The organism is Parabacteroides sp. ASF519, from assembly GCF_000364265.2.
GTDB classification, from domain to species: Bacteria; Bacteroidota; Bacteroidia; order Bacteroidales; family Tannerellaceae; genus Parabacteroides; species Parabacteroides goldsteinii.
Map to the genome: position 1 here is coordinate 4,860,209 of NZ_AQFV02000006.1, position 22,901 is coordinate 4,883,109.

Here is a 22,901-nt window from a genome sequence, read left to right on the forward strand (position 1 = left end):
CTATGTCTGAATATCCGGTAAACAGGGGTATCGGAAAGCCGGTGGAGTTCAAGGGGCTGAAAAGCCAGTACCTCTTTATCTTTTGCGGCGGCTTGCTTGCCGTCTTCGTGGTATTCATCGTGCTGTTCATGGCAGGCGTGAACCAGTGGCTATGTATCGGTTTCATCGTGTCGGCTTCGCTGCTGCTCGTGTGGCAGACGTTCCGGCTCAACGCACGGTACGGCACGCACGGGCTGATGAAAGCTGCCGCACGCAAAAGACACCCACGCTTCATTATCAGCCGAAAGGCGATACCCCGGCTGTTCAACTACAAAAGAAGAAAGGAAGAAAGAACATGAGGAATACATTAAAGGCTACCACGCTGGAAAGGAAATTTCCACTTTTGGCGGTGGAGAACGGCTGCATCATTTCAAAGGATGCGGACATAACGGTGGCTTTCAGGGTGGAACTGCCCGAACTGTTCACCGTCACCAGTGCCGAGTACGAAGCCATACATTCGGCATGGTACAAGGCAATCAAGGTGCTGCCCGACTACTCCATAGTACACAAGCAGGACTTCTTCATCAAGGAGAACTACCAGCCCGACACGGAAAGGGACGAGCTTAGTTTTTTAAGCCGCTCCTTTGAACGGCATTTCAATGAACGCCCGTTCCTGAACCATTACTGCTACCTGTTCCTGACAAAGACGACAAGGGAGAGAAGCCGCAGACAGAGCGACTTCTCCACCCTCTGCCGGGGCAGGATTGTCCCGCAGGAAATAACCGACAAGGAAGCGGCGGCAAAGTTCATCGAAGCGGTCGGGCAGTTTGAAAGGATTATGAACGACAGCGGGTTTGTCACCCTTACCCGGCTGGCGGCATCGGAAATCACCGGGCAGGACGGAAAGGCGGGCATCATCGAGAAATACTTCTCGCTCTCGCAAACAGATACCACCTGCCTGAAAGACATCGGGCTGTACCCGGAAGAAATGCGTGTCGGGGACGACATATTGTGCCTGCACACGCTCTCGGACGTGGAAGATTTGCCCGGAAAGGTCGGGACGGACTGCCGATTTGAGAAGCTGTCCACTGACCGGAGCGACTGCCGACTGTCATTCGCCGCCCCGGTGGGTGTGCTGTTGTCGTGTAACCACGTCTATAACCAGTTCATCTTCATAGACGACCACTCCGAAAACCTGAAGAACTTCGAGCAGACCGCCCGGAATATGCAATCGCTCTCCCGTTACTCCCGTGCCAACCAAGTGAACAAGGAGTGGATAGACGAGTACCTGAACGAAGCCCACAGCAAGGGGCTTATCTCGGTGCGCTGCCACTGCAACGTCATGGCATGGAGTGACGACCGGGACGAACTCAAACGCATACGCAACGATGTGGGAAGCCAGCTTGCGCTAATGGAGTGCAAGCCACGCCACAACACCACCGACACGCCCACGCTCTTTTGGGCGGGCATACCCGGCAACGAAGCGGACTTCCCGGCAGAGGAAAGTTTCTACACGTTCTTGGGGCAGGCTCTCTGCCTGTTCGTGGAAGAAACGAACTACAAGAGTTCGCTTTCCCCGTTCGGTATCAAAATGGTGGACAGGGTGAGCGGTCGCCCGCTGCACATCGACATATCGGATTTGCCCATGAAGAAAGGCATCACCACAAACCGCAACAAGTTCATACTTGGGCCGAGCGGTAGCGGGAAGTCTTTCTTCACCAACCACATGGTGCGCCAGTATTACGAGCAGGGTGCGCACGTGCTGCTGGTAGATACGGGTAACAGTTACTTGGGGCTGTCCCAGCTAATCCACAACCGCACGCACGGCGAGGACGGGATTTATTTCACCTACACCAACGAGAACCCGATAGCGTTCAACCCGTTCTATGTCGAGGACGGGGTATTTGACATAGAAAAGAAAGAGAGTATAAAAACCCTTATACTCACCCTGTGGAAGCGGGACGATGAAGCCCCCAAGCGGTCGGAAGAAGTGGCGTTGTCCAATGCGGTAAGTGCCTATATCGAACGTATCACGGGCGACAAATCGGTAACGCCCTGTTTCAACACGTTCTACGAGTTTGTCCGGGATGATTACCGCCGACAGCTTGAACAGAAGAACGTCAGGGAAAAGGATTTTGACATTGACAACTTCCTGAACGTGCTTGAACCGTACTATCGTGGCGGTGAATACGACTACCTGCTGAACTCCTACAAGGAACTGGATTTGCTGCATAAACGCTTCATTGTCTTTGAATTGGATAATATCAAAGACCACAAGATTTTATTCCCGATAACGACTATCATCATCATGGAAGCCTTTATAAACAAAATGCGCAAGTTAAAGGGAATAAGGAAGTTAATACTAATTGAAGAAGCGTGGAAAGCGATTGCATCGGCGAACATGGCGGACTATATCCGCTACCTCTACAAAACAGTCCGAAAATATTTCGGGGAAGCGATTGTAGTCACGCAAGAGATTGAGGATATTATTTCTTCCCCTATCGTAAAAGAGAGTATCATCAATAACTCGGACTGCAAGATTTTGTTAGACCAGCGAAAATATCTCAACAAGTTCGACAGCATACAAAACCTGCTCGGACTGACCGACAAGGAGCGTTCGCAGATATTGTCTATCAACATGGCGAACCACCCCGGACGGAAGTACAAGGAAGTTTTCTTCTCGCTGGGCGGCACGCAGTCGGCGGTGTACGCCACGGAAGTTTCGTTGGAAGAATACTACGTGCGCCCGTAAAGGGAATTTGACGAATGTCGCTTTGGCAAGCGACTGGGCAAGTGTTTAAAATGCCCATTAACAACCGCTAACCGGAGGGGAAAACCCCACAAGGGAACATAGCACGTTGGTAAAGCCATAAGTCAGCCAACTGTCAGGCTGCGACCGAATGGCAAGTTAAAATGATAGATATGAGGATAAAGCCTGCATTGGTTGAACGATAGTCCGAGCAGTCGTATCCTTGGGCAATGACGGAAGACAGTTGAATAATTCTTCGGAATTATACCGTTATGTTGCGGTACTACACTGATGACACGTAGCAGGAGTAGCATAAACTTACCGCAAGGCAACTACCATAAGTAGTAAAGGACGAAAGTCGTATCCGACAATCTATCGAGCCAAATAGTCGTCAAATTTCTAAACGGGGATTGCCTAAACCGGAAAGCCAGTTGTAGGGCTATGGGGTCTGCCCCTGAATATCCGGCATGGCAACGGAGCTTCCATAGTAGTCTGAGCAGGGTAACGCCCTGTACATGGCGAAGGGGAGCAGCTAATTAAGTTTAACAATTTAAAGGAAGATGTGAGAGACATGAGAAATCCAGAAAATGTGTTGAACAGTCTGAGTAAACACAGCGGTAACTTGAACTATAAGTTTGAGCGGCTGTATAGAGTGCTGTTTAACGAGGAAATGTTTTATGTAGCCTATCAGAATATTTACAGCAAGACAGGCAACATGACGGCAGGAGCCGATGGTAAAACCATTGACGGAATGAGTATTGACCGAGTTGAACAACTGATTGGCAGTCTTAAAAATGAGACTTATCAGCCTAATCCGTCCAAAAGGACGTACATACCTAAGAAAAACGGGAAAAAACGTCCGCTTGGCATACCCTCTTTTGATGATAAGCTGGTACAGGAAGTAGTCAGAATGATACTTGAAGCAATCTATGAAGGTAGTTTTGAACATACTTCACATGGGTTTCGTCCCAAACGAAGTTGTCATACTGCTCTTATAGATATACAAAAGACATTCACTGCCGTGAAATGGTTTATTGAAGGCGATATTAAAGGATTCTTCGACAATATCAATCATGACGTACTGATTAATATTCTTCGGGAACGTATCGCCGACGAGAGATTTTTGCGGCTTATCAGAAAATTCCTGAATGCCGGATATGTGGAAGACTGGGTATTTCATAGAACGTACAGTGGAACTCCGCAAGGCGGGATTATCAGCCCAATACTGGCTAACATCTACCTTGACAAGTTCGACAAGTACATCAAGGAATACATCAATCGGTTCAATAAAGGGGTAACAAGAAAAGGCGACGCTCGATACAAGCTCTACGAACAGCGAAGATACCGACTGGCAAAGAAACTAAAGAATGAGAAAGATGTAAAGGTAAGGAAACAGATGACCGCCGAAATTAAGCGGCTACGAGAAGAACGGAACAACTATCCGGCACGTAATGAAATGGACAGCAGTATCAAACGGTTAAAATACGTGAGATACGCAGATGACTTTCTGATTGGAATTACCGGTAATCTTGAAGACTGCAAAACAGTAAAAGAGGATATTAAGAATTATTTGAATGAAGCTCTTAAACTGGAACTGTCAGACGAAAAGACACTGATAACCAATGCGCAGAAACCAGCGAAATTTCTCGGATATGACGTATTTATACGTAGGTGTAACGATTTACGTAAGGATAAGTACGGTAAAACGGTTCGTGCATTCGGACACAAGCCTGTATTGTACCTGAATTTTGAAACGATGCGGAAGAAACTCTTTGATTATAAAGCCGCAAGAATCGCGGTCGTCAATGGCAAAGAGGTTTGGAAATCCATCGTCAGAACGTACATGCTGAACTTGGATGACTTGGAAATAGTCAGTCAGTTCAATGCCGAAATCCGAGGGTTCTATAATTACTACTCAATAGCCAATAACAGCTATGTCATCAATTCTTTCTATCACATTATGTCATACAGCATGTATAAGGTATTTGCGAACAAATACAAATCATCTGTAAAGAAAATACTTCTGAAATATAAAAAGAACAAGGTTTTCCAAGTGGCATATGAAAATAGCAAGGGTAAGACACTTTACCAATCATTTTATCATGATGGTTTCAAACGCAAAAAGGTTGCAGGGAATATTTACTGTGACACTATTCCACGGACAGTTTCCATAACAGGTGGACGTAACAGCCTTATGGAAAGGCTGAAGCTCCAAGTTTGCGAATTATGCGGTGCTACCGATAAACTCGAAATGCATCACGTTCGCAAACTTAAAGACCTGAAAGGTAAATCCGACTGGGAAAAGAAAATGATAGCTCGAAGACGAAAAACTTTGGCTGTCTGCTCAAAGTGTCATGCAAAAATAGACCCCGACCGAAGAATCAGACTGAATTAATTAGTGGAGAGCCGGATACAGGGAGACTTGTAAGTCCGGTTCGGAGGCGAGTACTCGGAAACCTACCATAGAAATATGACAAGGCGCTGGGTGCTTAGCCTACACGTTCACGACAGAGGAAAGCGAGAAAATGGAACTGTTCGCACTTGCCGAAAAGCTGGGCGGCAACCTTGAACTGGCTATCAAGCGGCTTGCGGAAAACAAACGCAATCCCCAATCATCAACAACTTAAAAATCAGGAATATGAAGAAAACAATTCTCCTTATGGCGGTATGCCTTTGCTTCATCGGCAAGGCATCCGCCCAGTGGGTGGTGTCAGACCCCGGCAACTTGGCACAGGGTATCATCAACACCACCAAGCAGATAGTGCAGACTTCCACCACAGCCAAGAACACGCTGGACGGCTTCATGGAAGCGCAGAAGATTTTCCAGCAGGGTAAAAAATATTACGATGCGCTCAAAGCGGTGCATGACATGGTTAAGGGCGGTGTCAAGGTGAAGAAGTCCATTGAACTGGTGGCGGAAATCTCCGAAATCTACGTGCGCAACTTCCAAAGTATGCTGGCAGACCCGAATTTCACGCCTGACGAACTGTCGGCAATCTCGTTCGGCTATGCCAAACTGATGTCGGAAAGCTCGGACGTGTTGCAGGACTTGAAGAATGTAGTGAACATCACGGGCATGTCGCTGACGGATGCCGAACGGCTGGCAATCATCGACAACGCTTATCGAAGCCTGCTCAACTACCGCAACCTCGTGAACTACTACACCCGAAAGAACATATCCGTGTCCTACCTGCGGGCAAAGAAGAAGAACGACACAGACCGGGTGCTGGCTCTCTACGGCTCGGCGGATGAACGCTACTGGTAACATATAAATCGGTATGCCTATGTTTTTAGCAGCGGTGGATTTTGACAACCTGCACCAAGTGTTGCGGGTGCTGTACGATGAAATGATGCCCTTGTGCAGCAACATGACGGGGGTAGCAAAAGGTATTGCCGGGCTGGGTGCGCTGTTCTATGTAGCCGCCAAAGTGTGGCAGTCGCTCGCACGTGCCGAACCCATAGACGTGTACCCGCTCCTGCGCCCCTTTGCGCTGGGGCTGTGCATCATGTTTTTTCCAACATTCGTGTTGGGTACTATCAACACGGTGCTATCGCCAGTGGTGAAAGGGTGCAACCAGCTTATGGAAACGCAGACTTTCGACATGAACGAGTACCGGGCGCAGAAAGACCGACTGGAATATGAAGCCCTGATGCGAAGCCCCGAAACGACTTACCTCGCATCGGACGAGGAATTTGACCGACAACTGGAAGAACTGGGCTGGTCGCCTTCCGACATGGTGACTATGACCGGAATGTACATGGACAGGGCGGCTTATAACATCAAGAAGTCCGTCCGGGACTGGTTCAGGGAACTGCTGGAAATGCTCTTTCAGGCGGCGGGGCTGATTATAGACACGCTGCGCACATTCTTCCTGATTGTGCTTTCGATACTGGGTCCGCTGGCGTTTGCGATTTCCGTCTATGACGGTTTCCAAAGCACGCTGACCCAATGGATTTCACGCTATATCTCCATTTACCTGTGGTTGCCCGTGTCCGATTTGTTCAGCAGCGTGCTGGCACGCATACAAACGCTGATGCTCCAAAAGGACATTCAGGAACTTTCAGACCCGAATTTCATCCCGGACGGGAGCAGCACCGTGTATGTAATCTTTATGATTATAGGTATCGTGGGCTACTTCACCATTCCTACGGTGGCAAGCTGGATTGTGTCGGCTGGCGGCACGTCTGCCTATAACCGCAACGTGGCACGGGCGGGGTCAATCGCCGGGGCTGCGGTCGGTGCGGCAAGCGGAAAAGTAACCGGAAAACTACTCAAATAAGACGGTTTCCACTTGGTAGCTACTTTGACAACCTCTTGGTAGCTGCCTTGACAAAGGGGCTGCAATAGAAAGATTTTAGAAACATTATTAGAACATACAAGAAAATGGAATTTAAATCATTAACGAACATCGAAACGAGTTTCCGGCAAATCCGGCTCTTTGCGCTGGTATTCATCTGCCTGTGCGCACTGGTGACGGGCTTTGCCGTGTGGAACTCGTACAGCTTTGCCGAAAAGCAGCGGCAGAAGATATACGTCCTCGACAACGGCAAAAGCCTGATGCTGGCACTCTCGCAGGATTTATCACAGAACAGACCCGTGGAAGCCAAATCGCACGTGCGGCGTTTCCACGAGCTTTTCTTCACGCTCTCGCCCGACAAGGGGGCTATCGAAAGCAACATCAAACGCTCGCTGTTCCTCGCCGACAAGACCGCTTTCAACTATTACAAGGACTTGGCGGAAAAGGGCTACTACAACCGGGTGATTTTCGGAAACGTCACGCAGACGGTGGAGATTGACAGCGTGAAGTGCGACTTCGACCAGTACCCCTACAAGGTGAACACGTATGCCCGCCAGTTGATTGTCCGGGAAAGCAGCCTGACGGTGCGCAGCCTTGTGACCTCGTGCCGGTTGCTCAACGCCACACGGAGCGACAACAACCCGCACGGCTTCATCATCGAAGCGTTCACCATTACCGAGAACAAGGATTTGCAAACCGTTAAAAGATAGCCGTATGGAAAGAAAACGAAACTATATCGAAAAGGTGCAGGATTGGGCGGATGACCGCCTGCGCCAAATGTGCGGACGGATTACGCCGGGCAAAAGGCTGGCGGTTATCCTCGTGATGTTCTTCTTCTTTGGCGGCTTGTCTATCTACATCACCGTTTCATCAATCTACAATATCGGGAAACGGGACGGGCAACGCTTGCAAATAGAACACATCAAACAACTGCCATTGCAGGGCAATGACACAATCAACAGTATCAACCCGTTAAACAGACCGCAATATGGAAGAAGTACAGAAGAATGAGAACGGCACGACCGTACCGCAGGCGGACGGGAAGCCGAAAAAGGAAGATAACCCCAAACGGGAACTTACCCCGCAGCAGGTGCAGCAGCGCAGGAAAATGATAGTCTTCCCGCTGATGTTCCTTGCCTTTGCCGGGTGTATGTACCTGATATTCGCCCCCTCCGGCAAAGAGGACGTGAACGTGGAAAGCGTGGGCGGCTTCAACGCCGACATACCCCTGCCCGCAGAGGACGGGATTATAGCCGACAAGCAAAAGGCTTACGAACAAGCGATGCTGAACCGCAAACAGCAGGACAAGATACAATCCTTGCAGGACTTCGGTTTCACGGGGGACGATGAAACGGAAGAACCGCAAGCGGAAATCGACCTGATGCCGGAAGAAGATGTGCAGCCCCAAAGGGGCGGCGGTGCTTCTTATTCGGCAAACGCTTACCGGGACATCAACCGCCAGTTAAGCACGTTCTACGAAGCCCCGGCGGTGGACGAGGAAAAAGAGGACTTGAAGCGGCAGGTGGCGGAACTGACCGACAGACTGCAACAACAGCAGAACGCCACGCCTACGGCTGACGACCAAATGGCACTCTTGGAAAAGTCCTACGAGCTGGCGGCAAAGTACATGAACGGGCAGGACGGACAAAGGGGGCAGATTGCCCAAATACCGACAGCCGGGCAGAACGGCGGCGGTATCGGCACTCCGGCTATCCCGGTGCAGGCTATTCGGGAAACGACCGTATCGGGATTGCAGCAGCCCATGAGCGATGCCGACTTCATCCGGGCTTACAGCCAGCCACGAAACTACGGCTTCAACACGGCGGTAGGCACGGGCTACGCTATGGGCAGGAACACGATAGCCGCCTGCATACACCAAGACCAAACCCTGACGGACGGGCAGGCGGTGAAACTACGGCTGCTCGAACCCATGCAGGCGGGCAGCATCGTTGTGCCGAAGAATACCCTTGTGGCGGGGACGGCAAAGGTGCAGGGCGAACGGCTCGACATACTGGTGTCCTCGATTGAGTATGCGGGCAATATCATCCCGGTGGAACTCGCCGTGTTTGACACGGACGGGCAAAAGGGATTATCTGTGCCGTCCTCTATGGAGCAGGAAGCGTTCAACGAAGCTATGGCGAATATCGGAAGCGGGCTGGGTACAAGCATTTCCTTTGCACGGAGTGCCGGGCAGCAGGTGGCTATGGACGTGACAAGGGGCTTGCTGCAAGGAACGTCCGGCTATCTTGCGAAAAAGTTCAGGACTGTAAAAGTAAAACTGAAAGCAGGCTATAAAGTCATGCTTTACGCCAAACAACAATAACCATTTTATCAACCACTAAAATTTCAATTAACGATGAAACAGATTTTTGTATTGTTCGCCCTCTTGCTGGGCGTGTGTGCGGCAAACGCACAGGAAACCGACACCGTGAAGTATGCGGCTGGCAACGACTTGTACCGGGGGATTACCCGGAAACTTCCATACCGTCAAATGGTAACGCCCTACGGCGTGGAAGTGACCTTTGCCAAGACGGTGCATATCATCTTCCCCGCCGCCGTCCGCTATGTGGATTTGGGAAGCAACCACATCATAGCGGGAAAGGCGGACGGTGCGGAGAACGTAATCAGGGTGAAAGCCACGACAGAGGGCTTTCCGGGCGAAACGAACTTCTCCGTTATCTGCGAGGACGGCAGTTTCTTTTCGTTCAACGCCAAGTACGTCCGTGAACCGGAAATGCTCAATATCGAAATGAAAGACTTCTTGGAAAATGAAGATACGTCCGATTTCTCGCATACCCGCATGAACATCTATTTCCGGGAATTAGGTAATGAAAGCCCGCTGCTGGTGAAGCTGATAATGCAGAGCATCTACAAGAACAATGACCGGAAAGTGCGCCATTTAGGTAGCAAGCGTTTCGGCATACAGTTCTTAATCAAGGGCATTTACACCTATAACGGGATGCTGTACGTGCATACGCAGACGAAGAACAGTTCCAACGTGCCTTTCGATACCGACTTCATCAAGTTTAAGATAGTCGATAAGAAAGTGCCGAAGCGCACGGCTATTCAGGAAACGGTACTGGATGCGGTACGCAGCTACAACGAGGTGATAGAGATTGCTGGGAAATCGACCGTGCGCACGGTGTACGCCCTGCCGAAGTTCACCATTCCTGACGACAAACTGCTGTTGGTGGAACTTTACGAGAAGAACGGCGGGCGGCATCAGGTTATCCGGGTGGAAAATTCCGACATCGTGAACGCAGAAGTGATTAACGAACTCAAAATCAAATAGGGAATGAAAAGACACATCTTTACAATGATGCTCTTTGCGCTGTGCCTGACCTCGTTTCAGGCACACGCACAAAGATACCTGCCGGGCATGAAAGGCTTGCAGGTCACGGCAGGCATGGCGGACGGGGTGCATTGGAACGACGACACGGATTTTGCCTACCATATCGGGGCGGCATACAGCGTTTACACCAAGAACGCAAACCGCTGGGTGATTGGCGGGGAGTACCTGCACAAGAAGTATGACTACAAGGATATGAGAATACCAGTTGAACAGTTCACCGCAGAGGGCGGCTACTACCTGAAATTCCTTTCGGACAGACGCAAGACCTTTTTCCTCTCGCTGGGACTGTCGGCACTCGCCGGATATGAAACAAGCAACCGCAATGAAAAGCTCTTGCCGGACGGCTCTACGCTGCTGGATAAAGATTGCTTCATCTACGGCGGTGCGCTGACGCTGGAACTGGAAGCCTACCTGACTGACCGGGTGGCTCTGCTACTGAACGCAAGGGAACGGGCGTTGTTCGGCTCGGACATAGGCAAGTTCCACACGCAGATATCTGTGGGTCTGAAATTCATTATCAATTAGCCTATGGTACTGCTTGAATTATTTTCAGGTATCGGCGGTTTCAGCAAAGGGCTGGAAGCCGCCGGATATACTTTCGACAAGGTATATTTTTCAGAGATAGACAAACACGCAATCGCTAACTTCAAATACAATTTTCCTTATGCGGAACACATCGGAACGGTTACAAACATCGGGGAAGTCGGCATCGAACGTCCCCACATTGTCACTTTCGGAAGCCCTTGCCAAAATTTTAGCGCAATCGGGGACGGAAAGGGACTGCAAGGGGGAGAAAGCCACCTTGTCAGATATGCAGTCGAAGCCGTTAGGCGTTTCAGACCTGACGTTTTTATCTGGGAGAATGTTAAAGGGATATTCTTCGCAAGACATCGCCCGGATTTTTGGAGCATTGTCAAAGCGTTTGCCGACATTGGCGGTTATAGACTTGAATGGCAACTGTGTAATACGGCATGGTTTCTACCCCAAAACCGGGAGCGGATGTACCTTGTCGGACGTGTTGCAGACAGATGTACCGCAGACCTATTTCCTCTCCCTACGCCGGGCGGAGTGCATGGTAAGGTCGGGGGTGATGAACCCGCTGCTCGTCCAAGTGGTACGATAACAAGGAACTACGGCAGGCAACCTAACATCGGGAACTATGTGCTGTGCCTGAAATCGGGTGAAGCGTACAACGGAACGCCTACACCCGAACAACTGAAGCACGTGCGGATGCTGACCGAAGTAGAGTGCGAAAGGCTGCAAGGCTTTCCCGACAACTATACCCGATACGGGATATATGACGGAGAGAAAAAAGAGATAGCGAAGATACACCGTTATGCCTTGCTCGGAAATGCGGTAAGTGTTCCTGTTGTCAGGGAAGTTGCCGCCCGGATTAGGCAAACGACTACTTTATTTTGATAACCCTTATATGATAATGTATATGAAGAATGTAATGTATAAAATCATCATGGGCTGCTACATCGTGGCCGCCCTCGTGCTTGTCACCGCCTGTAATGACAACTTGGATATTCAGCAGGCGTACCCGTTCAGCATCGAAACGATGCCAGTACCCAAAAGGCTGAAAGTCGGGGAAACCGCCGAAATACGCTGCCAACTGGTGCGTGGCGGCTATTACCAGCCGACTACCTATCAAATCAGGTACTTCCAGCCGGACGGCAAAGGGAAGCTGGAAATGGATAACGGCACGGTGTTCCTGCCCAATGACCTTTACCCGCTGGAGAAAGAAACGTTCAGGCTCTACTACACCTCGGCATCGACAGACCAGCAGACGATAGACATTTATGTGATTGATAGCTTTGGACAGGTGCAGCAACTTTCGCTATCGTTCAATAATGACAACGGCAAGGAAGAAACGGAAACAATAACGACCCCTAAACAATAAAATGACATGGTAAAAATAGAATTGGATATAAAAGGTATCTCGTGGTACATAGAAACCACGTTGGAAACAGATACAGTTCCGGCAGTAGGTGACATTATCATTGTGGATAAGGACTGCATTTCCGCACGTGACAGGGCTGAATTGTGGAAAACGCCGTCCAATCAGGTTTTCAAATGGGCGGACGAAGAAGATGATGCGCCTGTAATGGAATGGTTCGACTGCGACACGGAAATGCTTGTCTATAAACGAACATGGAAATATGACATCGAGGAAGAAGAAACCGTGTGCATACTTGGTGTAAAATTCTTCCAACATGAAGATTTATAGGTTTTATTTCCTTATCGGTTGCATATATACGTGAAAAGCAACGATAGACAGGGAACACCAAATAGGGAATGATACGCAAGGCGTATGTTATGGCAGTCCACCCGCTGACAGTTCGGCGGGTGGACTTTTCATGTTAGGGAACAGGGCGGGTTTCTTTGCCACTTTATTTCCCGGCACTCACGAAAGAAAGTGGCGGCGGCAAACAGCCGCCGTTCTCTATCAACTGGTTTTAAGGCTCTTTATGGACGTGTATTTCTCTAACCACACCTTTACCTGCTCCATGTTATATTCGCCCGTAATGATTGCCGTATGGTCGTCTATGGCTACAAACCGGACACTTTCATAGCTGTTTACCCAGCCTTGCAGGGAACAGACACCCCACGTTTCCACATCTTCAAAAACACTGCGGTCTATACGGCTGATTGGCTCGCTGAAAACTACCGTCATTATTTGAAAGTCCGGTTTATCCACCAGCAGGTGCAAATGATGCAGCGTGCCGAACTCGTCAATTTTGCGCCCCCACGCCCACACATCATTATACAAATCATCGCCCCACTGGTGCGGATGGTCGAAACGGACTTTTACCTCTATGGTGTGTTCGTTTTCTTCTGTGTCCTCAATAACGCCCGTTACCATTAAGCCCGTAAAAATACACTCGCAACGCTTGCCGATAAGCTCCTTGTTTACTTCTGTCGTTTTCATATCCCTAAAATTTACTTATTACTCTGTTACTTTTTAGCTATCCACTCGTCACGCCTGCGGCGGCACTCGTCCAGCGTTTTGGCTACCGTGCTGAAAAGTTCGCCGTCCGTGTGGCGGTAGTCATATTGAAAATAAATCTGTCCCCTGAAAGCCCCTAAACAGCATTTCACGAACTTTTCTTCTCCCGGTGTTTGGGTGATGCTTACCCCGTTTTTGTTAAGTGACTGCATGATGTCTTATTTTTTATGGTTATAAACTTGGTTGTTTTTAGCGGGCAGGGCTTTGACACCCCGCCCGGATTGGTATTTGATTATGCCGCACGGAACACAAAACCGTCATCAAACCAGTAATCGCACATAAACAGGTCACGGGCGAACTTTTCATAATCGAAATAGGTCTTTGCGAACTCCGGCAGGTTGTAGCATTCCTCTATGATTTCATAGGCGAAATCTTCTTCATCATCATATTGTCCCTGATACTCGTCTTGAAAGTCCCTTATAAGGTCGTCCGCATCTTCCTCGCTCAAATCATGGCTTTTGTAGTTGCACCACACGAAAAAGGCTTCCTGCTCGGTGTCGTCCAAATCCTCCACCGCATCACGCAGGGCAAAGAAGTTTTCAGAAATCCAGCTTTCGCCGATTAAGCCCTCCGGCACGTTCTCCCAGTCCTGAAACATATATTCCGCATCTTCCTCGTCCTTGTGAAGTTCCCGGCAGGCTTCGTAAAATTCTTCCTTGTCCGAATAGTCCGAAAGGTCGAGCCATGCGCCGGACAATGAACCGTTGTTATACTTGGCGTAAGTGCCTACATAAACTTTTGCTTCCGATAATACCTTTGCTTCCATATTGCTGTAATTTTTAAGTTTTTGATTTTATGCGGATTTGAGAGGTGAGGGAGTTGAAGTTTCACTGAACTTTTTTCCTGTTTCCCGTAAATCCGACTTTTTTTTTATGCGTCTTCCGGTCGGGTCGGTCGTTTTCGTTTCACATAGGCTGGTTGGTGAAGGGGTCTTGCTATGCAAATTTTTCCGACAAAAATTTTTTCCGACCAACGGGAAGCTGGAACAATTTTTTTCGATGAAACCCAATTTGCAGAGCCAAAAGCCCCCGTAGCTACCTTTGCCTATTGAAATGATTAAAACGGCTGTCCCGGCTGGGGGACTGCATAATGAGGAAGATTTACAGATAGGGAAACAGGGGAAAAGTGCTTGTTTCCTTTCATCCTTTAGGGAACACTCCATGCGGGCGGGAAAGGCAAGGGTATGGCAAGTTCATCTTGCGGTACGCTTGTGCGGGTTTCCAACGGCTCTTTTCACGAAATACAGTCAGCCATGCCACGCACGGCTGGCGTTTCGGGGAATGTGCCAGTTGGAAAAGGGAATAAAAAATGCGGGTAGTCGGTGGACTGCCCGCAAGGTGAAAGAATGTATTTTATTAGGATATAGCTTGTTAGGTAGAAATTCGTTACCGAAATCGTTACCTGTTTTGTTACCAACGGTATATAGGTAACTAAAAATTTACATGGCGACTTCCTTGTAAATCTTCTCGATGCCGACAAACTTCTTGTCAAGCCCCTGCATATCGCTGCCTATCTTGCTGTTGGTGATGCGGGCGTAGATTTGGGTCGTTTCGATATTGGTGTGTCCCAACATCTTGGACACCGTTTCAATAGGTACGCCCTTTGACAACGTGGTGGTCGTTGCAAACGTGTGCCGGGCGAGGTGAAATGTCAGGTTCTTTTTAATACCGCACACATCGGCAATCTCTTTCAGGTACGCATTTAGTTTCTGATTGCTGATTACGGGAAGTATCTTGCCGTTCGGTAACTTGCCCTTGTACTTCTTCAAAATCATCTTGGGAATATCCAGCAGGGGAACATTAACGTCCGTATTCGTCTTTTGCCGCTTTGTCATTATCCAAAGGTTGCCGTCAAAGGATTTGCATATATTATCTTGCGTAAGCCCGGCTACATCTATATAGGCAAGCCCGGTGAAGCAGGCAAAGATGAACAAGTCCCTGACGTGTTCCAGCCGCTCGGAAACCATTTTCTTTTTAAGGATAATTTTAATCTCGTCCTCTGTCAGATACCCCCTGTCCACTTTCTCCAGCCGGATTTTGTAGCTGGCGAACGGGTCGCCCACCAGTATGCCGTTGTTACGGGCAATGATGATGATGCGCTTGAAGAACTGCATGAACTTGGCGGTGGTGTTGTAGCCGCACTTGCAGGCGGTACGCAAATACAACTCAAAATCGGTAATGAACATAGGGGTAATCTCCTTAATGGATATGTCCGATACGTTGTACTTGCTTTGGATAAATTCGGCAAGGTGGCGGCGGGTGACTTCATACTTGCGGTAGGTCGCTATCGTCTTGGATATGCCCACAAGCTGCTTCACATCGTCATTATGCTTTTGGAACAACGAAAGGATTGTTTCGTGGCTCTCGCTATGACCTAAAAACTCGTTCTTCACTTTCTCGGCGGTCACGTAGTTGTCACGCCGCTGCATTTCGTGGTAAATGGTATTCAGGGAAGAACGTATGTCGTCCAAAAGGGCGTTTATCCTCCCGGCATCCCTGCCTTTGGCTTTGCCCGCAGCCGTGTTCCAGTTGTCGGGCTGGATGCTCTGTTTCGTACTGAACTGGCAAAGTTTGCCGTCTATGGTGATGCGTGCCATAATCATAACCTCGCCGTTTTTCTTTTCAGAACCTTTCTTCAAATAAAAAAGAACCTTGAATGTCGATTTCATAACTCACTTTTTTTTAGTTGCAAAATTAATTTTTACCTCTCGTTTTCGAGTTATGCAGACTATGGACTAATCAAGTCATTATCAGGTCATTTGAGGACAAATCGTTACCGTTTTTGTCCGGCAGGGAATAGGTAACGATTTAGTAACGAAACTTTGTCTTTTACCGTACTTTTGAAGTCTTGGAAGCCGGACTTTCGGGCAACAAAAAAAGCCACAAATCATTGATTTGTAGCTTTTTGTCCGTTTACTGACCATTTCTGTCCAGTAAGTTCAGCGGAGAGATAGGGATTCGAACCCCAGGAACCTTTCAGTTCAACGGTTTTCAAGACCGCCGCAATCGACCACTCTGCCATCTCTCCAGTATGTTTTGCTATCGTTTTCTCTCGATTGCGGTGCAAAGGTAGTGATATTTTTTATATCTCCTAATTTTACGAAGCATTTTTTTCTTTTTAAGCTATTATTTTTCTTTTAACCACTCAGGATGGGGAGTCGTATCCGTTTTATTACTATTTTTGTATTCTATAATTATCAATGAAGTAATAAGTTTTATATGAGAAAGTTGAAAGATTTATTCCTGATTTCGGTGGTGTTGCTGCTGGTTAGTTGCTCCATGTCTGCCAAATCGGATAAAAACGAAACAGGAAACGTAGCTGCCCAGGGCGAAGTTGTAGTACTTAACAAAGCTGACTTTCTGACCAAAGTATATAATTACGAGAAAAACCAAACAGAATGGGTCTATGAAGGCACCAAGCCTTGCATCGTCGACTTCTATGCTGACTGGTGCGGACCTTGCAAGAAGATTTCTCCTATATTAAAGGAATTGGCCGGAGAATACAAAAACGACATCATCATTTATAAGATCAATGTCGATAACGAAAAGGAACTGGCTGCCGCTTTCGGCATACAGAGCATCCCTACCCTACTGTTTATTCCTGCTAAAGGAAAACCGCAACTGGCACAGGGAGCACTTTCAAAGGAACAGTTCGTTGAACAAATCAACGGTTTCCTGCTGGGAAAGAAATAAGGGGACACACAATAAAAAAGAGGACACTCCACATAGGAAATGCCCTCTTTTTATTTGGCATTAAGCGAATTACTCAGCGCTTTCTGCTGCTGGAGCTTCTTCAGCAGGAGCGTTTGCTGCTGCTTCTTCAGCTGCCTTTGCTGCAGCGGCGGCTGCTAATTCAGCTTTCTTTTTAGCTACTTCTTCTGCTTTTGCCTTGTTAGCTTCTTTTTCAGCTTCCAGACGAGCTTTTTCTGCAGCCTTAGCCGCTTCGCTGTCTTTCGATTTTACTGCTTCAACAGAAGCTTGTTTGTTTTTCAACCAAGCCTGGAATTTAGATTCCGCTGTAGCTTCGTCGAATGCACCTTTCTTAACACCTTCCAGTAAATGCTTTTTCATGCATACACCTTCGCGTGACAGAATGTTGCGAGTTGTATCTGTAGGCTGTGCACCTACCTGTAACCAATACAAAGCTCTTTCGAAGTTCAAATCTACTGTAGCAGGATTAGTGTTCGGATTATAAGAACCTATCCTTTCAATAAACTTTCCATCACGTGGAGCCCTGCTGTCTGCAACTACGATCTGATAAAAAGCGTAGCTTTTGCGACCGTGTCTTTGCAATCTAATTTTTGTTGCCATGTTTGAATAATTAATTTAAGCTGTTTGTATTAGCGGGTGCAAAGATAAGTTGTTTCAAAACATAAAACAAATATTCCAAACATTTTTCCTACCTTTGCGCCTTCTTTTTACACATATATATAATGTACGTATGATTTCTATTGATGGACTGACAGTGGAGTTTGGCGGAAGTGCCCTCTTTTCTGATATATCTTTCGTTATAAACGAGAAAGACCGAATTGCCCTGATGGGGAAAAACGGTGCGGGCAAATCAACTTTGCTCAAAATACTTGCCGGGGTACGCGAACCGACACGCGGAAAGGTTTCGGCACCCAAAGATACGGTCATAGCCTATCTGCCGCAACATCTGATGACGGAAGACGGGCGTACCGTATTTGAAGAAACGGCACAGGCTTTCGCCCACTTGCATGAGATGGAGGCCGAGATCGAAACGATCAACAAAGAGTTGGAGACACGTACTGACTACGATTCGGACAGTTATATGGAGCTGATCGAGCGCGTCTCCACGCTCAGCGAGAAATTTTATTCCATCGAGGAGATCAATTATGACGCCGATATCGAGAAGACATTGCTCGGACTGGGTTTCAAGCGCGAAGATTTCAACCGGCAGACCAGCGAGTTCAGCGGTGGCTGGCGCATGCGTATCGAGTTGGCGAAGTTACTCTTGAAGAAACCGGACGTGTTACTGCTCGACGAGCCTACGAACCATCTGGACATCGAATCAATCCAGTGGCTGGAAGATTTCCTGATCGATAACGGGCAGGCGGTAGTTGTCATCAGCCACGACCGGGCATTTGTCGACCATATCACCACCCGCACAATCGAAGTCACCATGGGCCGCATCTACGACTACAAGGTGAATTACAGCAGTTATCTGCAACTCCGCCAGGAACGCCGCGTACAACAACAAAAGGCGTTCGACGAACAACAGAAGATGATTGCCGAAACCCGGGAGTTTATCGAACATTTCAAAGGGACATACTCCAAAACGCTACAGGTACAAAGCCGTGTCAAGATGCTTGAAAAACTTGAGATACTTGAAGTGGATGAGGAAGACACATCGGCACTCCACCTGAAGTTCCCGCCCTCTCCCCGCTCCGGTACATATCCGGTGATTATCGAAAACGTGGCAAAAACATACGGCGACCATACGGTGTTCCGCAATGCCAACCTGATGATTGAACGGGGCGACAAAATCGCTTTCGTAGGAAAGAATGGCGAAGGAAAGTCCACGCTGGTGAAATGTATCATGAAAGAGATCGAACACGACGGCACGCTGACCATCGGACATAACGTGATGATCGGTTATTTCGCTCAGAATCAGGCTTCGCTGTTGGATGAGAACCTGACCGTCTTTCAAACGATAGACGATGTCGCCCAAGGTGATATCCGTAATAAAATTAAGGATTTGCTCGGCGCGTTCATGTTCGGCGGAGAAAATTCAGCCAAGAAAGTGAAGGTTTTGTCGGGTGGAGAGCGCACGCGCCTGGCGATGATCAAGCTGCTGCTCGAACCAGTCAACCTGCTGATTCTCGACGAGCCGACCAACCATTTGGACATGAAAACGAAAGATATCCTGAAACAGGCGTTGCTCGACTTCGACGGTACGCTGATTGTGGTGTCTCACGACCGTGATTTCCTGGACGGACTGGTGACGAAAGTCTACGAATTCGGCAACCAGCGGGTCACTGAACATCTTGAAGGCATTTACGAATTCCTCCAACGGAAGAAGATGGAGAATCTCAACGAACTCGAAAGAAACAAAACAAGATAACAATCAGTCAATTACAGTTTCCTCGTAGTCCCACTTTCAGGAAACTGTAATGAAGTAATAATCAATAGCAAAGCATTAAATCTTCACTCCCAAAGAAAGCATCAAATCGTAGGTAGCTCGGTTCACGTCATCGTGGTAGCTGTAATGCGTGCGACGGGAAAAGTAGCGGTTCGAGAGCGATATATTCCATTTTTTGCTGGAAAGATAAACCAGTTTGATGCCCATCACTGTCAAGCGGGAATGACCTTTGTCACCTTGTACGCTGAAAGTATTCGGGTCGACCGTGCTCAGGTCTATGTCCGGATTGTAGCCTTTCCAGGTAAAAATATGATAGTTTTCCATATTTAGCAAAAATGTCCAGTGCTTGTTGTAAGTCAAACCTGTAAAGGCTTTTACACTATAACCGCTTCCCATGTTGTAATCGCGTTCATCGAGACGAAAATAGTCTGACGAGCCACCTCCCAGGGCAACACCGTTCACATAAAATTCGCCGTAGGCATCGACCTTGTCGCTCGGCTCCGAACGTTTGTAATAGATCAAACCGCCTCCCACAGCCGCCGCCTCCGAAATGCGGTAGGGCGACACCTTGCCACCATCACTGGAGCGCAACTGCGAATCGTAATAGTCGAAGTGCTGGAAGACACCGGCCGTCAGCGTGCGCGGCCCTTTCTCCCAAACCCGTTTACCCCACAAGGCACCGATAGCATTCACCTGCGTGATGACCGGCTGACTGGAAAAGAAATCGAATCCGGCACGCAGCTGAAACCATTCGTAGGGCGAATAAAACTCATCCTCAAAAGGGTCGCCATAATCCAGACGCAGCGAAAGATGCATACTGGTCGTCCCATGTTTCGAATGCTCCTGCTCCGCCAGGAAACGAGGGCCAGCACTCACGATAAAGTTCACGGGCACAAACGAGTATGCCCTACCTTTATGCGGCCTGTGACGCCATGCCTCACCAGTTATCAGACGGTTTATGCCACGCACGGGCGATATCAGTCCAGAAAGTATCTCACGCCCTACACGCTCCGCCCCACTCGACCGGTCGTCGATAAAAAGGTCGGACAGACGGTAAGTGATTTCACCTAACTCCACCCCTCCGAACGTGGTAGCCATCAGGTCGTTGATAGAGGGTGGTTCATTCTCCATGAAGAATTCCCACATCAAACTCCCACCGGCGGCGAAAGGGATAGACTGCCAGAAATTCATCCCGTTGCTGCGTGCGGCATTGAAGTAAAGCGAGCCGTGGTAGGGATGCGCCACCAGATTGGTCGAAAACTTGTCGGTATCCCAGACAGGGCCGGTTTTGAAATTGTTCTTAATCGTATGACCATTAATATGAGCAAAGTCCTCGTTCATCAGAAAACGGTCGAAAGCCCATATCCCGACATTCAAGCCGAACACCTCGCCGGCTGCCAGCCAGGGCTTTTTAGGCATGAAAACAGTCGAGTCGCTCACGTAATTTCTTGTATCCATTTTAGGGAAGTGTTGCCCCTGCATCCACTGTGCTGAAAGCAAAGCCAGCAATCCTATCCATATAAATCTCTTCATCATCTAACAATCTTTTGGCCTGAGCCTTATACCTATTACTCATGCAAACTTATATATAATTAACAGTAAAGGATTCGTTTGGTTTAAATTATTCTTAGGTTGTGTCGCTAGAAACAAACACAATTCAAAGGAAATACTTACTTTTGCAGAAAAAAACAAAATGATAGATTTTATCACCTTTTGCGACTATACAGGGACGTTTGCATTCGCAATTAGTGGGATCAGATTAGCCTCTGCAAAACAATTTGACTGGTTTGGCGCCTATGTGGTCGGACTGGTTACTGCCGTGGGCGGAGGGACAATACGCGATATCCTGCTGAATGCAACCCCTTTCTGGATGGAACAAACATCTTATTTAACTGTTTCCGCACTAGCTTTATTGTTTGTTATCATCTTCCGTAAATATGTGATCCGGCTGAATAACACGTTCTTTATATTCGACGCCATCGGACTGGGTCTGTTCGGCGTGGTCGGAATCGCTAAAACACTCGAATTCGGCTTCCCTATGTGGGTAGCTATCGTAATGGGAACGATCACCGGATCATTCGGGGGAATGATGCGCGATATATTAATCAATGAGGAGCCGCTAATCTTCCGAAAAGACATCTATGCCCTGGCATGCGTGTTCGGTGGCGGTGTATATTATTTATGTATGCTCACCGGGTTAACACCCTCCATCACCCAGTTCGCTGCAGCGCTGGGGATATTCCTGGCACGTATCATAGCCGTAAAATATCACATAAGCGTTCCCGTTTTGAAGGGAGAAGAATAAATTTATTACCTTTGCATTATGACAGTAAACATGAACGATCAGCGCGATAAGGCTTCTATCCTGCTTATCTATACAGGCGGAACAATCGGAATGATTGAAAATCCTGAAACCGGAGTATTGGAATCTTTTAATTTCCAACATCTTAGAGACAATATGCCGGAACTGAAAAAGCTCGGTTACTCAGTATCGACTTATCAGTTCGATCCGGTAATGGACTCGTCCGAAATGGGGCCTGACTCATGGATGAAGATTGTGAAAATCATCGCAGATAATTATGCGAAATACGATGGTTTCGTGGTGCTGCATGGCACCGATACCATGTCGTTCACCGCCTCTGCCCTGAGTTTCATGCTCGAAAACCTCAGCAAGCCGGTCATTTTCACCGGTTCGCAATTGCCCATCGGCATGTTGCGCACAGACGGGAAGGAAAACCTGATCACGGCGATCGAGATTGCTGCTGCCAAAGAAAACGGAATACCTATTGTACCCGAAGTCTGCATCTTCTTTGAAAACGATTTGCTGCGAGGCAACCGTACGAGCAAGATCAATGCCGACAACTTCAATGCGTTTCGTTCATACAATTATCCGGCCCTGGCACATGCCGGGATATACATTAAATACGATACGGGACAAATTTATCACCCGGTTTCGCGTAAGCCGCTGAAACCGCATTATCTGCTGGACCGGAACATCGCTATCCTGAAGTTGTTTCCGGGTATCTCGCCGCAGGTGGTGGAAAGCATCCTCAACATTCCCGACCTGAAAGGGGTCGTGATGGAAACTTTCGGTAGCGGGAATGCCCCGAGTTACGACTGGTTTCTGACCATGCTCAAAGATGCAGTAGACCGGGGTATCGTAATCGTCAATGTAACCCAGTGTAGCGCCGGAAGCGTTGAGATGCACCGGTACGAGACGGGGCATAAATTATTGGAAGCCGGCGTCATAAGCGGGTTCGACAGCACGACGGAAAGCGCTGTCGCCAAATTGATGTTCCTTTTCGGCCACGGGTTATCGCCCGAGGAGGTGAAGGACCACATGAACTGTTCGCTTATCGGGGAGGTGACGATCCCTGATACGTTCCGTTCCTGATTATACTATGTAAAACA

22 protein-coding genes, 1 tRNA gene and 1 pseudogene are annotated in these 22,901 nt (G+C 48.3%); 17 read left to right on the forward strand and 7 right to left on the reverse strand.

The window, feature by feature from the left end; all coding sequences use genetic code 11:
• Positions 1–2 precede the first annotated feature (2 nt).
• From C825_RS19490 to C825_RS19550, 13 genes and pseudogenes are all read left to right on the forward strand, one after another.
• Positions 3–338, forward strand: a complete 336-nt coding sequence (locus tag C825_RS19490; protein WP_010803765.1) for a DUF4133 domain-containing protein — start codon at positions 3–5, stop codon at positions 336–338.
• Positions 335–2,719 (forward strand): annotated as a pseudogene (locus C825_RS19495) (TraG family conjugative transposon ATPase); the annotation flags it as partial. The gene C825_RS19490 and the pseudogene C825_RS19495, both read left to right, overlap by 4 nt.
• A gap of 580 nt (positions 2,720–3,299) precedes the next feature.
• Complete coding sequence (locus C825_RS19500) at positions 3,300–5,123, forward strand: reverse transcriptase/maturase family protein (RefSeq protein ID WP_005680466.1); 1,824 nt, start codon at positions 3,300–3,302, stop codon at positions 5,121–5,123.
• Positions 5,124–5,366: 243 nt separating this feature from the next.
• Complete coding sequence (locus tag C825_RS19505) at positions 5,367–5,993, forward strand: DUF4141 domain-containing protein (protein ID WP_010799818.1); 627 nt, start codon at positions 5,367–5,369, stop codon at positions 5,991–5,993.
• 19 nt (positions 5,994–6,012) lie between these two features.
• Positions 6,013–7,008 (forward strand): conjugative transposon protein TraJ, encoded by a 996-nt coding sequence (gene traJ, locus C825_RS19510; protein ID WP_010799819.1) that lies wholly within the window; start codon positions 6,013–6,015, stop codon positions 7,006–7,008.
• 104 nt (positions 7,009–7,112) lie between these two features.
• On the forward strand, positions 7,113–7,736 hold the full coding sequence (gene traK / locus C825_RS19515) for a conjugative transposon protein TraK (protein WP_010799820.1): 624 nt from the start codon (positions 7,113–7,115) through the stop codon (positions 7,734–7,736).
• A 4-nt stretch (positions 7,737–7,740) separates the two neighbouring features.
• Positions 7,741–8,037: a TraL conjugative transposon family protein gene (locus C825_RS19520; protein WP_010799821.1), complete on the forward strand. Its 297-nt coding sequence runs from the start codon at positions 7,741–7,743 to the stop codon at positions 8,035–8,037.
• Positions 8,015–9,349: a conjugative transposon protein TraM gene (gene traM / locus C825_RS19525; protein ID WP_010799822.1), complete on the forward strand. Its 1,335-nt coding sequence runs from the start codon at positions 8,015–8,017 to the stop codon at positions 9,347–9,349. Before C825_RS19520 ends, traM begins: the two co-directional genes overlap by 23 nt.
• A gap of 33 nt (positions 9,350–9,382) precedes the next feature.
• On the forward strand, positions 9,383–10,318 hold the full coding sequence (gene traN / locus C825_RS19530; protein WP_010799823.1) for a conjugative transposon protein TraN: 936 nt from the start codon (positions 9,383–9,385) through the stop codon (positions 10,316–10,318).
• 3 nt (positions 10,319–10,321) lie between these two features.
• Positions 10,322–10,903: a conjugal transfer protein TraO gene (locus C825_RS19535; protein ID WP_010799824.1), complete on the forward strand. Its 582-nt coding sequence runs from the start codon at positions 10,322–10,324 to the stop codon at positions 10,901–10,903.
• A gap of 3 nt (positions 10,904–10,906) precedes the next feature.
• Complete coding sequence (locus tag C825_RS19540) at positions 10,907–11,797, forward strand: DNA cytosine methyltransferase (RefSeq protein ID WP_010799825.1); 891 nt, start codon at positions 10,907–10,909, stop codon at positions 11,795–11,797.
• Positions 11,798–11,813: 16 nt separating this feature from the next.
• Positions 11,814–12,281: a DUF3872 domain-containing protein gene (locus C825_RS19545; protein WP_010799826.1), complete on the forward strand. Its 468-nt coding sequence runs from the start codon at positions 11,814–11,816 to the stop codon at positions 12,279–12,281.
• A 6-nt stretch (positions 12,282–12,287) separates the two neighbouring features.
• Entirely contained in the window at positions 12,288–12,608 is a 321-nt protein-coding gene (locus tag C825_RS19550; protein ID WP_010799827.1) for a hypothetical protein, read from the forward strand.
• 219 nt (positions 12,609–12,827) lie between these two features.
• Here C825_RS19550 and C825_RS19555 read toward each other — a convergent pair whose 3' ends face one another.
• The 5 genes from C825_RS19555 to C825_RS19575 all read right to left on the reverse strand — a co-directional run bounded on the left by C825_RS19555 (position 12,828) and on the right by C825_RS19575 (position 16,415).
• Positions 12,828–13,310 carry a DUF7258 domain-containing protein gene (locus C825_RS19555; RefSeq protein WP_010799828.1) on the reverse strand — a complete coding sequence of 161 codons (483 nt, stop codon included), beginning with the start codon at positions 13,308–13,310 and terminating at the stop codon, positions 12,828–12,830.
• Between the two features lie 26 nt (positions 13,311–13,336).
• Positions 13,337–13,540, reverse strand: a complete 204-nt coding sequence (locus C825_RS19560; protein WP_010799829.1) for a DUF3873 domain-containing protein — start codon at positions 13,538–13,540, stop codon at positions 13,337–13,339.
• 80 nt (positions 13,541–13,620) lie between these two features.
• Complete coding sequence (locus tag C825_RS19565; protein ID WP_010799830.1) at positions 13,621–14,154, reverse strand: antirestriction protein ArdA; 534 nt, start codon at positions 14,152–14,154, stop codon at positions 13,621–13,623.
• 672 nt (positions 14,155–14,826) lie between these two features.
• Positions 14,827–16,056, reverse strand: coding sequence for a site-specific integrase (locus tag C825_RS19570; protein WP_010799831.1), 1,230 nt, complete (start codon positions 16,054–16,056; stop codon positions 14,827–14,829).
• Positions 16,057–16,330: 274 nt separating this feature from the next.
• Positions 16,331–16,415, reverse strand: a tRNA-Ser gene (locus C825_RS19575).
• Between the two features lie 191 nt (positions 16,416–16,606).
• Between C825_RS19575 and trxA the strand changes: the two genes are divergently transcribed.
• Complete coding sequence (trxA, locus tag C825_RS19580) at positions 16,607–17,080, forward strand: thioredoxin (RefSeq protein ID WP_010799832.1); 474 nt, start codon at positions 16,607–16,609, stop codon at positions 17,078–17,080.
• 69 nt (positions 17,081–17,149) lie between these two features.
• Here the strand turns inward: trxA and C825_RS19585 are convergent, their stop codons facing one another.
• A complete protein-coding gene (locus C825_RS19585) occupies positions 17,150–17,698 on the reverse strand; it encodes a 30S ribosomal protein S16 (protein WP_007653006.1) in 549 nt (182 codons plus the stop codon).
• A 130-nt stretch (positions 17,699–17,828) separates the two neighbouring features.
• On the opposite strand from C825_RS19585, the gene C825_RS19590 reads away from it, so the two are divergent.
• Positions 17,829–19,472: an ABC-F family ATP-binding cassette domain-containing protein gene (locus C825_RS19590; RefSeq protein WP_010799833.1), complete on the forward strand. Its 1,644-nt coding sequence runs from the start codon at positions 17,829–17,831 to the stop codon at positions 19,470–19,472.
• 75 nt (positions 19,473–19,547) lie between these two features.
• On the opposite strand, the gene C825_RS19595 is transcribed toward C825_RS19590, so the two are convergent.
• Positions 19,548–21,023: a DUF3943 domain-containing protein gene (locus C825_RS19595; RefSeq protein WP_010799834.1), complete on the reverse strand. Its 1,476-nt coding sequence runs from the start codon at positions 21,021–21,023 to the stop codon at positions 19,548–19,550.
• A 160-nt stretch (positions 21,024–21,183) separates the two neighbouring features.
• On the opposite strand from C825_RS19595, the gene C825_RS19600 reads away from it, so the two are divergent.
• Both C825_RS19600 and C825_RS19605 read left to right on the forward strand, forming a co-directional pair.
• The gene (locus tag C825_RS19600; RefSeq protein WP_010799835.1) at positions 21,184–21,795 is read left to right on the forward strand and encodes a trimeric intracellular cation channel family protein; all 612 of its coding nucleotides are present in this window, start codon (positions 21,184–21,186) and stop codon (positions 21,793–21,795) included.
• Between the two features lie 30 nt (positions 21,796–21,825).
• Positions 21,826–22,884 carry an asparaginase gene (locus C825_RS19605; protein WP_369978355.1) on the forward strand — a complete coding sequence of 353 codons (1,059 nt, stop codon included), beginning with the start codon at positions 21,826–21,828 and terminating at the stop codon, positions 22,882–22,884.
• Positions 22,885–22,901: the final 17 nt, after the last annotated feature.